The following is a 13,742-nucleotide window of genomic DNA, read 5'->3' on the forward strand; positions in this document are numbered from 1 at the left end:
GGAGTTCTTCCGGCACCTGGTGCCGGAAGAACTCCACGAACCCGTAGCACGACAGGCGGTTCATGCCGCCCGCCTCCCACCTCCGCCCGCACGGCAGTCCCGACCGCACGAGCCGGGCTCACCCTCCCAGCCGCGGGACCGGAGGAGCCGTCCGACGAGCACGCTCGCCCGGCAGGGCTCGAGGATGTGGGCCCACCCGAGCCGCAGCGTGGACTCGCCGCGGGCGACGGCATCGACATCGCGCTCGAGGTCGGCCCACTCACGCCCCGGTCCGGCGTGGACGAACCGCCCGTCCAGTTCCACGACGACGGCGAAGTCGGAGTACTCGACGTCGCGGTACGTCACGCCCCGCCGTGTGACGACCTTGACCTGCCGCCTCGCCGTCGGCAGCCCGTGAGACCGCTCCACACCGTGCAGGTAGCGCCGCTCGAACACCGACATCGTGCCCGCGGCCACGTCGTCGAGGATCGGGAGCAGCAGCTGTCGGCGCGAGAGCCGACCCCGCGACGACAGCACGTCGTGCAGTCGGGCGGCCGTCGTCACCCGCTGCTGGCAGGCGTCGGCCAGGACGGCGACGGCCGTAGCCTCGTCAGGGCAGGAGGAGGCGACGTCGAGCAGTGCCTCGTCCAGCCGCAGGCGCGGCGGCGAGAGATGGAGCTGCACGCGGCGCTCGAAGTCGGTTCGGCGGGTCACGAGCACCCCCTCAGGTGGAGCGACCCGGCGGCTCGCGTCGACGACGACCTCAACAGGTTCCAGAGCGGGCCGCCCGGGCGACATCTCGCGATCGAGCAAGGACACACCAGTCCCCTCGCCCGCGGCCGATCTGACGCCGTGCGCTCGAAGCGCGGAGCTCCCGCCGAGCGCAGCCGGCCAGTGGAAGAGCACGCCCGCCCAGGCTCGCTGGGTCCAGGTGGGCCGGCCGGTGTGGTCGACGTAAACACCGGGATGGATCCGCGCGAGCTCCCGACGGCGCAACAGCCGTTCCAGGTCGCTGTCGTCGAGGCCGCAGTCGAAGGCCTGCGTCCTCGAGATGACCCCGTCCTGCGAGCGAAGGACGTCATGCGCACTCGCCAGGTCCATGCCTCGAGGGTCGCTGCGGCTCCCACCAGCCACGAGGTAGAGGGCCACACCTGTGGACGACACCTGGCGCGCCGCGGGGGCTGTGGACCACCCGAATGACCGGTCGAGGAGATCTCTCGGCACCAGGAGCCGGAAGAACTCCACGACCTGAGACCCGCAAGCAACAGGCCGTCGCGCGGGCGCCGGCGTCGGCGCGCGGGCGCCGGCGTCAGCGCGCGAGCGCGGACGGGAAGGCGTCGGACCAGGAGCGCAGCGCGACACCGCCGTCGGCCGTCCGGTCGACCGACGTCGCCTCGACCAGTGCGTGGACGATCGCCCGGGCGACGCAGTCCGCGCCCGCCTCCATGAGCAGGGTCTGCTCGACGGGGTCGGGTGCCGGCTGCGCACCCGTCGCCAGCGTGAAGAGCGTGTCGCCGTCGAAGAGGGTGTGCACCGGTTTGAGGGCCCGCGCGTAGCCGTCGTGCCCGATGCCGGACATCTTCTGGCACTGGGCCTTGGTCAGGGTGGCGTCCGTCGCGATGACCCCGACCGTCGTGGCGAGCCCCGGTCGGCCGGCGTTCGCCGGCAGCGCCTCGGCCCGGGCGCGCGACGACTCGAGCTCGGCGGCACCCGGCCGACCGACGTGGGCCAGCTCGTCGCCGAGACCGAGCCCCACGGCATACGGCAGCCCGGTGGCCGGGTCGACGGCCGAGCCGACGGCGTTGACGGCGACGAGCGCGGCGACGGTCGTGCCCGACTCGAGCACGACGCTCGCGGAGCCGATCCCACCCTTGAAGCCACCCACCGCGGCGCCGGTCCCGGCACCGACGCAGCCCTGGGCGACCGCGGCGGCCGACGCGTCGGCGTATGCCGCCCTCCCGTCCTCCGCGCGCGGACGGTGGCCCCACGTGCCGGCGCGTCCCAGGTCGAAGAGGATCGCGGACGGCACGATCGGCACGACGTGTCCCGACTCGCCCATCGGCCAGCCGATCCCGTCGTCGAGCAGGGCGTCGGCGACTCCGTCCGCGGCGGCGAGGCCGAGCGCGGACCCACCGCCGAGGACGACCGCATCGACGCGGTCGACGAGGTTGCGCGGGTCGAGCAGGTCGGTCTCTCGGGTGCCCGGACCGCCGCCGCGCACGTCGACGCCGGCGACGGCGCCTCCGTCCGGCGCGAGCACGACGGTGACGCCGGTGAGCCAGCCCGGCTCGTCACGGGTGCAGTGGCCCACCCGCAGGCCCGCGACGTCGACGAGGGAGTTCGTCGGACCCGGGGCCACGACGAAGGGAGCATCGCTCACTGCGGGTCCCTGAGGTCGAACTCCATGAGGCGTCCCGGCGAGCTGAAGCCGAGCCGCTCGTAGAACTCCTGCGCGCGGTCGTCGGGGGCGTTGAGCCGGATCCACTTGACGTCGGTCGTGCGGGACCACTCGATCATCGCCTCGGTCAGGGCCCGGCCGACGCCGCGGTCACGGCAGCCCGGCGCGACGAAGAGGCCGCCGACATGCAGCCACGAGACGTCCTTGCGCCCGGGCCACGGCAGCGCGCGGATGCGCCGGGTCTCGAGGATGCCGGCATGGTCGCCCCGGCTCTCGGCGATCCACGTCGGGCGGTCGGGCCGCTCGGCCAGCCACGCGTCGACGAAACGGTCGAGGTAGCCGGTCTCGGACGGCATACCCAGCTCGCGGGCGAACTGGAGGTGGAGCGCGGCGACGATGAGCGCGTCGTCGGCGGACGCACGGCGGATCGTCACCTCGGCCATGAGGGAAGTGAACCACGGGCGCGCCCTGGCGGCGCGCAACCACGGCCCGGCCGGGGCGCGCGGCCCAGCGGGTGGGACGCGTCAGGCGGCAGGCGTCAGACGTTGATGCCGAGGCGGCGGGTCGTACGCGCCCGCTGGCGGCTCGCGCGCATCCGGCGCAGGCGCTTGATGAGCATCGGGTCGGCCTCGAGGGCCTCGGGGCTGTCGAGCAGCGCGTTGAGCACCTGGTAGTAACGCGTGGAGCTCATGTCGAAGAGCTCCTTGATGGCCTGCTCCTTCGAGCCGGCGTACTTCCACCACTGGCGCTCGAACGCCAGGATCTCGAGGTCGCGCGCGCTGAGGCCGTCCTCGGACTCGTGGCGCTGCGGCTGCGCCGTGGCGTGTTCTGTGCTCATGTCCCCGTCTCGCTGCAGTCGTGCTGCGTGTCGCGTCGTGCGTTGGCTCCGGTCACACCCTAGACCGAAATGACAAGGGTGTCATTCAGTTCAGGCGTGGCGCGGCATGTCGTCGGCAGGTCGCCGCACCGCCCGGAACATGCGTCCCACGAGCCTCGCGCGCCCCACCCGTGACGCTCCATCGCGTCGGTGCCGGGTCGGTGCCGGCGGTCGTCCACGACGACCCGACGACCCACCCGGGTCAGGCCATCGTATCGAGGATGGCGTTGACGTCCTCCTTGGTGGTGTGCGGGTTGACGATGGCGAAGCGGGTCAGCGTCTCACCGCGGAAGGTCGTCGGCACGACGAAGGCGAACTCCTGGGCCAGGAGCCGGTCGGTCCACGCCTGGTAGTCCTCGGCCTCCCAGCCGAGGCGGCGGAAGACGACGACCGACAGGTCGGGCTCGCGCACCGCCTCGAGGTAGTCGCGGCGCCCGATCTCGTCGGCGGCGAAGCGGGTCACCTCGAGGGTGCTCTCGATGGCGTCGACGTAGGCGTCGGTGCCGTGCACGGCGAGGGAGTACCAGAGCGGCAGGCCGCGCGCCCGGCGCGTCAGGCCGATGGAGTAGTCGGTCGGGTTCCACTCGGCCGACTTCGTGATGACGTCGAGGTAGCCCGCCTCCTGCGTGTGCGCGACGCGCGCCAGCTCCGGCCGGCGGTAGATGAGGGCGCAGCAGTCGAACGGCGCGAAGAGCCACTTGTGCGGGTCGACGATGAACGAGTCCGCGTGCTCGATGCCGTTGAAGAGGTGGCGCACCGATGGTGCGGCGAGGCCGGCGCCTCCGTAGGCCCCGTCGACGTGAAGCCAGAGGCCGTACTCGCGGCACACCTCGGCGACCGACTCGAGGTCGTCGACGACGCCGAAGTTCGTCGTGCCGCTCGTCGCGACGACGGCGAAGAACGTCTCGGGACCGTTCTCCTCCAAGGTCTTTCGCAGCTCTGAACCGGTGAGGCGCAGCTTGTCGTCGACGTGCACGCCGCAGACCTCGGCGTCCATGACGGCCGCCATCGAGACGACGGACGAGTGGGCGTTGTCCGTGGCGGCGATCCGGTAGGGACGCGCTCCCGTGCCCGCCTCCCTGGCCTTCGCCCGGGCCGTGTGCCGTGCCACGACGAGCGCCGAGAGGTTGCCCACCGTCCCACCCGGGACGAAGACGCCACCGGCCTCGGACGGTAGGCCCGCCAGGTCGCTGATCCAGCGCAGCGCCTGGTTCTCGGCGTAGACCGCGCCCGCGCCCTCCATCCACGACCCGCCGTAGATCGACGAGGCGCCGACGACGACGTCGAAGGCCGCGGCCTCACGCGTCGGGGCGCACGGGATGAAGGAGAGGTAGCGCGGGTGGTCGGTCGAGAGGCACGCGGGCGCGAGGGTGTGCTCGAAGAGCTCCATGGCCCGCGTCGAGCCGAGGCCACTGGCGGTGATGGTCTGGCCGGCGGCCGCCCGGAGGTAGGCCTCCGGCTGCGCTCCGTCGAGCGGGATGGGGTCCATGAGCAGGCGCTCGCGGGCGTAGCTGAGGACCTTGTCGACGGCGACGTGGTCGGCGTCCTTGTCGAAGCTGTGCACGCACAGATGCTAGGCCCTGCGGCCCGAGCCGCACTCCGCCGACGGCGACCCACCCCCCTCACCGAACGCGGCGTTCGGTCTCGAACGCAGTGTCAGAGCAGCGCGTTCAGCACCGAACGCCGCGTTCGCGGAGTGTCTGCGGGGCCTCAGCCGAGGAGGGCGGTGCGCAGCTCGTCGGCGGAAGCGACGACGGCGGTGGGCCGCACACCGTGGAGCGCGTCGGGCATGCCGGCACCCCACGTCACCGCCACGGTGTCCATGCCCGCGGCCTTGCCGGCGAGGACGTCGACCACGGCGTCTCCGACGTAGACGGCGTCGTTGGACCCGCGGCCCATCCGGTCGAGGGCGAGCAGCAGCGGAGTCGGGTCGGGCTTGTGCCGCTCGGTGTCCTCCATGGCGACGAGGACGTCGACGTGCTCGCTGATGCCGAGGATGTCCATGGCCTGCTGCGCCGACTCGCGTCGCTTCGACGTGGCGACCCCGACGTGGACACCGGCGGTACGCAGGTCACCGAGGACGTCGACGACGCCGTCGTAGCCGCGGATGAGGCGCTCGGTGTTGTCGGCGTTCCACTGGAGGTACGTCGCGTACAGCTCGTCGGCGTGCTCGGGCGAGTGGTCGCGGAAGGCGCCGATGAGGGGGCGGCCGATCCACGAGCGGATGACGTCCGGATCCTCCTCGTGCCCGAGGACCGTGCGGAACGCGTGCTGGTAGGACTCGACGATGAGGTTGATCGTGTCGGCCAGGGTGCCGTCGAGGTCGAAGACGGCGGTGGACCAGCGGGGAAACGTCACCGGCCGAGCCTAGAGCAGCGACGGCTCCAGCCACCGCCCTCGTCTCATGACCCGGGTCGGCCGGGCGGCGTCGTCGACGACCACGACGTCAGCCCGGGCCCCGACCGCGATCGAGCCCCGGTCGGCCAGCCCGAGCGCGCGGGCGGGCGTGCGCGTGGCGGGGCGGACGGCATACGCCATCGGGACGCCCGACGCGACGGCGCGCGCGACGATGTCGGAGACGTGGCTCGTGCCACCGGCGATGGACCCGGGGCTCGTGCCGTCGGGGTCGCGCGCGAGGCGCGCGATGCCACGGTCGACGACGACCGAGAGGCCGCCGAGGACGTAGGCGCCGTCCCCCACCCCGGCCGCGGCCATCGCGTCGGAGACGAAGGCGACGTGGTCGGCGCCGACGAGGTCGAGGACGGTGCGCACGGTGTCGTCCGAGAGGTGGGCGCCGTCGGCGATGAGCTCGACGGTGACGTGGCCCCGGGCGGCCGCACGCATCAGTGCCGGGGCGGCGCCCGGCTTGCGGTGGTGCCACGGGTCCATGCCGTTGAAGAGGTGGGTGGCGAGGTCGGCGCCGGCGACGACGGCCTGCTCGACCTGCGCGTAGGACGCCGTCGTGTGGCCGATCGCCGCGTGGATGCCGGCCGTCGTGAGCCAGCGGACGAGGTCGAGGCCGTGGGCGCGCTCCGGGGCGAGCGTCACCTGGCGCAGGTGACCGCGGCCGAGGGCGATGAGGCGTTCGACCTCGGCGAGCGACGGGTCACGGAGCAGCGCCGGGTCGTGGGCACCGCAGCGGGCTTCCGACAGCCACGGGCCCTCGAGGTGGATGCCGTCGACGACGCCGTCGTCGGCGAGCTCGGCGAGCATCGCGACCCCACGCTCGAGGTCGCGCGGGCTCATCGTGACGAGGCTCGCGAGCAGGCTCGTCGAGCCGTGGGCGTGGTGGTGCTCGGCCGCAGCGGCCGCGGCGTCGTCGCGCAGGTCGGTGAACGCCGTCCCGCCGCCGCCGTGGCAGTGGATGTCGACGTATGCCGGCACCATCGTCCCGCTCACCCGCTCGGTCGCGCCGTCGCCGGGTGGGGGCCCGTCGCCCGCGGTGACCGGGGTGACCGCCGTGATGCGCTCGCCCTCGACGTGGACGAGGACGTCGGGCAGCACGGTGTCGTCGACGAGGGCGGGTCCGCGCAGTGTGAGGTTCATCGGGGTCGATTCTGTCGCACGCCGGGCGGGGGTAGCGTGAGGCCGTGCCAGCCCGACCCCTCAGCGACCTCGTCCACCCGACGTGGGTCCCGGCGCTCGAGCCGGTGGCCGACACCATCACCGCGATGGGCGAGTTCCTGCGCGCCGAGGTCGCGGCCGGCCGCGGCTACCTGCCCGCCGGCGACCGGGTGCTGCGGGCCTTCTCGCTGCCGCTGCCGGACGTGCGAGTGCTCGTCGTCGGCCAGGACCCCTACCCGACGCCCGGCCACCCGGTGGGGCTCAGCTTCAGCGTCGCGCCGGACGTGCGGCCGGTCCCGCGGTCGCTGCAGAACATCTACCAGGAGCTCGGCACCGACCTCGGCCTCCCGACGCCGGGCAACGGCGACCTCACGCCATGGTTCGAGCGCGGCGTCATGCTGCTCAACCGGGTCCTGACGGTGCGCCCCGGGGCGAGCGCCAGCCACCAGGGCAAGGGTTGGGAAACCGTTACGGCACAAGCGATCTCGGCCCTGGTGTCACGTGGCGGGCCGCTCGTCGCCATCCTCTGGGGACGGCAGGCGCAGTCGCTCGCGCCGATGCTCGACGACGTGCCGCGCATCGAGTCGGCCCACCCGTCGCCGCTCTCGGCCCGTTCCGGCTTCTTCGGCTCGCGGCCCTTCAGCCGCACCAACGACCTCCTCGCCCAGCAGGGCGCGGCTCCCATCGACTGGAGGCTGACATGACCCAGCCCACCCCCGAGGTCTCCGGGCCGACGGTCTGGACCCGTTTCGTCGCCATCGGCGACTCCTTCACCGAAGGCATGTGCGACGACGACCCGACGTTCGGCCACGACGGCGAGTTCGCCGGCTGGGCCGACCGGCTCGCGTCGCACCTCTCGGAGATCGCCCGTGCCGACGGGCTCGACTTCGGCTACGCCAACCTCGCCGTCCGCGGGCGCAAGCTCGCCGACGTCGTCGGCCCCCAGCTCGAGGACGCCCTGTCGCTCCAGCCCGACCTCGTCAGCATCGTCGGTGGCGGCAACGACATCCTCCGGCCCAAGGCCGACCTCGACGGCCTCGCCGCGCGCCTCGAGGCCGCCGTGGCCCGCATCCGGGCGACCGGTGCCGACGTGCTCATGGCGACCCCCGTCGACCCCGCGGACGCCCCGCTCGTCAAGGCCACCCGCGGCCGAGCAGCGATCCACACCGCCAACATCTGGAGCATCGCCCGACGCAACGGCGCCCACGTCATCGACCAGTGGGGCCTGCACGCGGTGCGCGACTGGCGGATGTGGAGCGAGGACCGCATCCACATGACGACCGAGGGCCACCGCCGCGTCGCCCTCGCGGCCCTCGAGACCCTCGGCCACACCCCGGCCGAGACCGACTGGGCGACACCGCTCGAGCCCGCTCCCCCGATCGGCCGCCGCGAGGCGCTGCAGGCGAACGCTCAGTGGGCCAAGGAGTACGTCGGCCCGTGGGTCCACCGCCGCCTCACCGGCCGCAGCTCGGGCGACCACCGCCAGGCCAAGCGTCCTGACGTGACCCCGTTCGACTGATCACGCACTTGCCGAACCGGGCCACGACTCAGCCGACTCCCAGTCAACTCACAGACTCGGAGTGGGAGGTCCTGCAGGCGACCCGGCTCGGTACCGCCAGACCTTCGGAACATGTCGGGAACGTCCTGAGGATCTCCTGAAATTTTCGGACTCCACCTCTGGTGCCGGGTGGCGGGGAAGTGATTAGGTCTCCCTCGGGTCGTGCGCGGGGGCGCCGGCCGTCCATCCCACACACAGCGTGCGGCTCCCGATCGGGGCCGCACGTGTTTGCGCACTGACGGCCACCCGTGCCGTCGAAACAAGGAGGTTTCGTGCGTAGGACATCTTTGGGGCTTCTCAGCCTCGCCCTCGCCGCAGGGATGGGGGTGTCCGTCGGAGCCCCGATGGTCGGCGCCCTCCCCACGGCCGGCCCGAACAACGTGCACGTCGGCGACGCCCCGGCACCGGCCGGCTCGGACGAGTTCTCGAGCCCGCAGCAGGACAAGGCCCGCGCCCTCAAGCAGCGCGCCCTCACCCAGGTGCTGGACGGCAAGGCCACCGCCGTCAAGCAGGGCAAGAGCACCGTCGCCAAGATCTCGACCGGCAAGCGGGGCACGGGCGCGACGGATGAGTACGTCGAGCTCAGCCGCACGGGCACCGACAAGATCTTCGTGGTGCTCGCCGAGTTCGGGAACCAGCGCAGCGCCAGCTACCCCGACGTCGACTCCGACCCGGCGACGCCCGGCCCGACGACGTGGGACGGCCCGCTGCACAACGCGATCCCGCAGCCGAACCGCACGCTCGACAACTCCACGAACTGGAACGCGAACTACAGCCGCGACTACTTCCAGAACCTCTACTTCGGCAACGGCGGCACCATCGGCGCCGGAGGCACCCAGGAGACCGTCAAGCAGTGGTACGAGCGCCAGAGCTCGGGCCGCTACAGCATCGACGGCCAGGTCTCCGACTGGGTCAAGGTGCCCTACAACGAGGCCCGCTACGGCCGCGACGTCTGCGGCTCGCACGTGTGCACCAACACGTGGGCCCTCGTTCGCGATGCCGTGAACCAGTGGGTCGCCGACCAGAAGGCCAAGGGCCAGTCCGACGCCCAGATCAAGGCGACTCTTGCGACGTACGACCAGTGGGACCGCTACGACGCCGATGGTGATGGCAACTTCAACGAGCCCGACGGCTACATCGACCACTTCCAGATCGTGCACGCGGGCGGCGACCAGGCCGACGGCGACCCGATCCAGGGCGAGGACGCCATCTGGTCGCACCGCTGGTTCGCCTACTACAACACGGCCGGCAGCCAGGGCCCCGCGGGCAACCTCAACGGTGGCACGCAGATCGGCGCCACCGGCATCTGGGTCGGCGACTACACGATCCAGCCCGAGAACGGCGGCATGTCCGTCTTCACGCACGAGTACGGCCACGACCTCGGTCTGCCCGACCTCTACGACACCGCCACCGGCGCTGACAACGGCGTCAACTGGTGGTCGATGATGTCCCAGAGCCGCCAGGCCGGCCCGAAGGACAAGTCGATCGGCTCGCGCGGCTCCGACTTCGGCGCCTGGGAGAAGCTCTTCCTCGGCTGGCTCGACTACCAGTACATCCCGGCCGCCACTGCCGCCGGCACCACGGTCGACCTCGGCCCGCACGAGTACAACACGGCCAAGAAGCAGGCCGTCATCGTGGGCCTGCCCGACAAGACCGTCGTCACGAAGCTCGCTGCGCCCTACGCCGGGTCGAAGACCTGGTACGGCGGACGCGAGGACGCGACCAACGCGACCATGACGCGTGACGTCACCCTCGCCGCAGGCACCTCGACGCTGTCGTTCCAGACGAACTACTTCATCGAGGACTGCACCTGCGACTTCGCCTACGTCGAGGTCAACGACGGCTCCGGCTGGGCGACCATCCCGGGCAACATCACCGGCAACGAGAACAACGGCATCACCGGCTCCACGAACGACACGTGGGTTCCCGCCACGTTCGACTTGTCCGCCTACGCGGGCAAGACGGTGAGCCTGCGCTTCCGCTACGCGACCGACCCGGCCTACACCGAGCGCGGCTTCTTCGTCGACGAGGTCAAGGTCGTCTCGGGTGGCACCACGATCGTCAGCTCCGGTGCCGAGACGGGCGACGAGGGCTGGACCCTCGACGGCTTCTCGGCCGTCGGCAGCGAGACGACCACGGACTACCCGAACTACTACATCGCGTCGCACCGTGACTACGTCTCGTTCGACCAGTACCTCCAGAGCGGTCCGTACAACTTCGGCTGGCTCAACACGAAGCCCGACTTCGTCGAGCACTTCCCCTACCAGGATGGCCTGCTCATCAGCTACTGGGACCTCTCGCAGGCCGACAACAACACGGGCGCGCACCCGGGTGAGGGCGAGATCCTGCCGATCGACGCCAACCCGGCGCCGGTGCCAGTCGGTGACGGCACGCTCCTGCGTCCGCGCATCGCCGGTTACGACGCCCCGTTCTCGCTGGAGACGTCCGACTCGTTCACGTACCACAAGAACAGCGTCGGCTACCGGATCACGGGCAAGCCCGCCCAGCCGGTGTTCGACGACAGCAAGCAGTACTGGTACTCGAGCACCCCGACGACGGGTGTGAAGGTCCAGAACAACGGTGTCAACATCGGTATCACCGGTCAGAACGGCACGTCGATGACGATCAAGGTCTGGAAGCGCTGACGCGGATCCCCTTGTGAGACAGTGAGGCCCGTCCCCATCTTGGGACGGGCCTCACTGTCGTTGAGGAGGTATGCCGTCCGGCTCGGGTGCGCTGGAAGGCAACCGGACGGCATACCCCCTCGGGGCGTCGCGCCTCAGACGGAGGCGGCGAACGCCTTCTCGAAGATGTCGAGACCCTCGGAGAGCAGCTCGTCGCTGGCGGCGAGCGGCGGGAGGAAACGGAAGACGTTGCCGTAGGTGCCGCACGTCAGCGTGACGAGGCCCTCGGCGTGGCAGGCCTTGTTGACGGCGCCGGTCAGGGTGGCGTTGGGCGTGAGGTCGCCGGGGCCGTTGACGAGCTCGACGGCGAGCATGGCCCCACGGCCGCGGACGTCGCCGATCTGCGGGTAGCGCTCGGCGAGGGCCTGCAGGCGCGGCACGAAGAGGGCCTCGACCTGCTTGGCCCGGGCGCAGAGGTCCTCCTCCTTCATCGTCTCGATGGCACCGAGCGCGGACGCGCACGCGACGGGGTTGCCGCCGTAGGTGCCGCCGAGGCCGCCACCGTGGACGGAGTCCATGACGTCGGCTCGGCCCGTGACACCGGCGAGCGGCAGGCCGCCTGCCATGCCCTTGGCGGTCGTGATGAGGTCGGGCACGACGCCCTCGTGCTCGCTCGCGAACCAGTCACCGGTGCGGCAGAAGCCGGTCTGCACCTCGTCGGCGATGAAGAGGATGCCGTTGTCGGCGCACCAGTCGGCGACCTGCTTGACGAATCCCGGTGCGGGGACGATGAACCCGCCCTCACCCTGGATCGGCTCGAGGATGACGGCGGCGAGGTTGTCCTCCCCCACCTGCGCGTGCACCTGCGTGACGAACGCGTCGAAGCTCTCCTTGGCACAGTCGGCGGCGCCGCCGGGCCAGCGGTACGGGTAGCTCATCGGTGCGCGGTAGACCTCACCGGCGAAGGGGCCGAACCGGTGCTTGTAGGGCATGTTCTTGGCCGTGAGCGCCATCGTGAGGTTGGTGCGCCCGTGGTAGGCGTGGTCGAAGGCGACGACGGCATTGCGGCCGGTGAAGTGACGGGCGACCTTGACGGCGTTCTCGACGGCCTCGGCGCCGGAGTTGAAGAGCGCCGTGCGCTTGTCGTGGTCGCCGGGCGTCAGGTCGTTGAGGGCCTCGGCGACCTCGAGGTACTCCTCGTAGGGGGTCACCATGAAGCACGTGTGGGTGAAGTCCTGCACCTGCGCGGTGACGCGGTCGACGACGCGCGGCGCGGCGTTGCCGACGGTCGTCACGGCGATGCCGGAGCCGAAGTCGATGAGCTGGTTGCCGTCGACGTCGACGAGGATGCCGCCGCCGGCGCGCTCGATGTAGACCGGCAGGCCGGTGGAGACGCCGGCGGACACGGCCGCCGTCTTGCGGGCCTGGAGCGCGGCCGACTTGGGGCCGGGGATCGCGGTCTGCAGGAGCCGCTGCTGGGGGACGTTGCTCATGCCCGTCAGTATGCCGTCCGCGGGCCCCCCAGCGGAACCCGGGTCGGGCGCGGCACACCTTCGCAATCCGCATCCGAACGCCGCGTTCGGTCACGAACTCAGCGGCAGAACCCTGAGTTCACGACCGAACGCGTCGTTCGGTGAGGGTGGCGGCGGGTCAGCCGGCGGGAGTGAGCACCCGGTAGCGCAGGTGGACGGTCTCGGGGGTGCTGGCCGCCTCGAGCAGCTCGAGCTGGACGTGGCCGACGTCGAGACCGGCGAACATCGGGGTGCCGCTGCCGAAGAGGACCGGGGCGAGGTGGAGCGACACCTCGTCGACGAGGCCGGCGCCGATGCACTGGCGCCCGAGGTCGGCGCCGCCCATGACGGTGACGATGCGCCCCTCGGCCGCGGCCCGAGCCTGCTCGATCGCGGACTCGAGCCCGTCGGTGACGAACGTGTAGACACCACCCTCCGGGACGGTGCCGGGGTCCGGCGCCTCGTGGGTGACGACGAAGACCGGACGTCGGGCGTCGCCGGAGGGTCCGTCGGCTCCCCACCCGTGGATCGAGTGGTCGTAGGTGGTGCGTCCGGCGACGACGGCTCCGAGGGCGCTGACGGCGCGCTCGAGGTACTCGCGGTCGACGAGCCAGCCGTGCAGCTGCTCGCCGCCCGGTCCGAGCGGCTTCGCCGGGGTCTGCGGGGCGGCGGTGACGAAGCCGTCGAGCGACAGGCTGATGTCGAAGACGACGGTGCTCATGGTCCTCCTGGATCGCTGGGCCGGGGACCGGCGGCGCACCCTGTCGTCGCGCCGCCGGTCGGTTGGGTCAGAGCTCGACGCCCTCGCCGAAGCGGCCTCGCGCCTCGTGCGGGATGAGCGGCTTCTCGGCGCGGACCTTGAGCTCCTGGACGGCCCACGAGTTGCCGTCGGGGTCGGAGAAGCCGAAGAACGTGCCCCCGTCGCGTGGGTCGATGACCTGGACGTCGGAGCACTCGACGCCCCGACCGACGAGCTCGTCCCGAGCCGCGGCGGCATCGGCCACGACGAGCTGGATGCCGTGGAGCGAACCGGGCGCCATCGCCTGCTGCGACGGGAGGTCGCCGACGACGATCGAGCACCCGGAGCCGCGCGGCGTCAGCTGGGCGACGTGCATGTGCTCGTTCTGCGTCTCGTGGTCGAGGTCGAAGCCGACCTGGTCGCGGTAGAAGGCGATCGCGGCCCCGAGATCGCTGACCGGGACGATGACGACCTCGAGCGTCCAGTCCACGG

13 protein-coding genes are annotated in these 13,742 nt (G+C 71.7%); 3 read left to right on the forward strand and 10 right to left on the reverse strand.

Features of this window, described 5'->3' with window-relative positions; genetic code table 11:
* Window positions 1-60: 60 nt before the first annotated feature.
* The 7 genes from H283_RS0110050 to H283_RS0110080 all read right to left on the reverse strand — a co-directional run bounded on the left by H283_RS0110050 (window position 61) and on the right by H283_RS0110080 (window position 6,800).
* Window positions 61-1,080 carry a type IV toxin-antitoxin system AbiEi family antitoxin domain-containing protein gene (locus H283_RS0110050; RefSeq protein ID WP_020143391.1) on the reverse strand — a complete coding sequence of 340 codons (1,020 nt, stop codon included), beginning with the start codon at window positions 1,078-1,080 and terminating at the stop codon, window positions 61-63.
* Between the two features lie 208 nt (window positions 1,081-1,288).
* Window positions 1,289-2,359 (reverse strand): P1 family peptidase, encoded by a 1,071-nt coding sequence (locus H283_RS0110055; protein ID WP_020143392.1) that lies wholly within the window; start codon window positions 2,357-2,359, stop codon window positions 1,289-1,291.
* Window positions 2,356-2,820: a GNAT family N-acetyltransferase gene (locus H283_RS0110060; RefSeq protein WP_020143393.1), complete on the reverse strand. Its 465-nt coding sequence runs from the start codon at window positions 2,818-2,820 to the stop codon at window positions 2,356-2,358. The genes H283_RS0110055 and H283_RS0110060 overlap by 4 nt, the downstream gene beginning before the upstream one ends.
* Window positions 2,821-2,915: 95 nt before the next feature.
* The gene (locus H283_RS0110065; protein WP_020143394.1) at window positions 2,916-3,215 is read right to left on the reverse strand and encodes a DUF3263 domain-containing protein; all 300 of its coding nucleotides are present in this window, start codon (window positions 3,213-3,215) and stop codon (window positions 2,916-2,918) included.
* A gap of 241 nt (window positions 3,216-3,456) precedes the next feature.
* Window positions 3,457-4,818 (reverse strand): pyridoxal-dependent decarboxylase, encoded by a 1,362-nt coding sequence (locus tag H283_RS0110070; protein ID WP_020143395.1) that lies wholly within the window; start codon window positions 4,816-4,818, stop codon window positions 3,457-3,459.
* Window positions 4,819-4,964: 146 nt separating this feature from the next.
* Complete coding sequence (locus H283_RS0110075; protein WP_020143396.1) at window positions 4,965-5,612, reverse strand: HAD family hydrolase; 648 nt, start codon at window positions 5,610-5,612, stop codon at window positions 4,965-4,967.
* Window positions 5,613-5,621: 9 nt separating this feature from the next.
* Complete coding sequence (locus H283_RS0110080) at window positions 5,622-6,800, reverse strand: N-acetylglucosamine-6-phosphate deacetylase (RefSeq protein WP_020143397.1); 1,179 nt, start codon at window positions 6,798-6,800, stop codon at window positions 5,622-5,624.
* A gap of 44 nt (window positions 6,801-6,844) precedes the next feature.
* Here H283_RS0110080 and H283_RS0110085 point away from each other — a divergent pair, with 44 nt between their 5' ends.
* The 3 genes from H283_RS0110085 to H283_RS0110095 all read left to right on the forward strand — a co-directional run bounded on the left by H283_RS0110085 (window position 6,845) and on the right by H283_RS0110095 (window position 11,021).
* On the forward strand, window positions 6,845-7,522 hold the full coding sequence (locus H283_RS0110085) for a uracil-DNA glycosylase (RefSeq protein ID WP_020143398.1): 678 nt from the start codon (window positions 6,845-6,847) through the stop codon (window positions 7,520-7,522).
* Window positions 7,519-8,337: an SGNH/GDSL hydrolase family protein gene (locus H283_RS0110090; protein ID WP_020143399.1), complete on the forward strand. Its 819-nt coding sequence runs from the start codon at window positions 7,519-7,521 to the stop codon at window positions 8,335-8,337. Before H283_RS0110085 ends, H283_RS0110090 begins: the two co-directional genes overlap by 4 nt.
* Window positions 8,338-8,648: 311 nt before the next feature.
* Window positions 8,649-11,021 (forward strand): immune inhibitor A domain-containing protein, encoded by a 2,373-nt coding sequence (locus tag H283_RS0110095; protein ID WP_028785484.1) that lies wholly within the window; start codon window positions 8,649-8,651, stop codon window positions 11,019-11,021.
* A gap of 134 nt (window positions 11,022-11,155) precedes the next feature.
* Here H283_RS0110095 and gabT read toward each other — a convergent pair whose 3' ends face one another.
* From gabT to H283_RS0110110, 3 genes are all read right to left on the reverse strand, one after another.
* Window positions 11,156-12,493, reverse strand: a complete 1,338-nt coding sequence (gene gabT / locus H283_RS0110100; RefSeq protein ID WP_020143401.1) for a 4-aminobutyrate--2-oxoglutarate transaminase — start codon at window positions 12,491-12,493, stop codon at window positions 11,156-11,158.
* 157 nt (window positions 12,494-12,650) lie between these two features.
* A complete protein-coding gene (locus tag H283_RS0110105) occupies window positions 12,651-13,232 on the reverse strand; it encodes a dihydrofolate reductase family protein (RefSeq protein WP_020143402.1) in 582 nt (193 codons plus the stop codon).
* A 67-nt stretch (window positions 13,233-13,299) separates the two neighbouring features.
* Entirely contained in the window at window positions 13,300-13,740 is a 441-nt protein-coding gene (locus H283_RS0110110; RefSeq protein ID WP_020143403.1) for a VOC family protein, read from the reverse strand.
* Between the last annotated feature and the right edge of the window lie 2 nt (window positions 13,741-13,742).

Origin of the sequence: Terracoccus sp. 273MFTsu3.1 (genome assembly GCF_000383675.1) — a bacterium.
Taxonomy (GTDB): Bacteria; Actinomycetota; Actinomycetes; order Actinomycetales; family Dermatophilaceae; genus Terrabacter.

Coding starts and splice junctions, on each gene's coding strand:
- H283_RS0110050 (WP_020143391.1), bottom strand. CDS start 1,080: ATGGACCTGGCGAGTGCGCATGACGTCCTTCGCTCGCAGGACGGGGTC.
- H283_RS0110060 (WP_020143393.1), bottom strand. CDS start 2,820: ATGGCCGAGGTGACGATCCGCCGTGCGTCCGCCGACGACGCGCTCATC.
- H283_RS0110090 (WP_020143399.1), top strand. CDS start 7,519: ATGACCCAGCCCACCCCCGAGGTCTCCGGGCCGACGGTCTGGACCCGT.
- H283_RS0110080 (WP_020143397.1), bottom strand. CDS start 6,800: ATGAACCTCACACTGCGCGGACCCGCCCTCGTCGACGACACCGTGCTG.
- H283_RS0110065 (WP_020143394.1), bottom strand. CDS start 3,215: ATGAGCACAGAACACGCCACGGCGCAGCCGCAGCGCCACGAGTCCGAG.
- gabT (WP_020143401.1), bottom strand. CDS start 12,493: ATGAGCAACGTCCCCCAGCAGCGGCTCCTGCAGACCGCGATCCCCGGC.
- H283_RS0110105 (WP_020143402.1), bottom strand. CDS start 13,232: ATGAGCACCGTCGTCTTCGACATCAGCCTGTCGCTCGACGGCTTCGTC.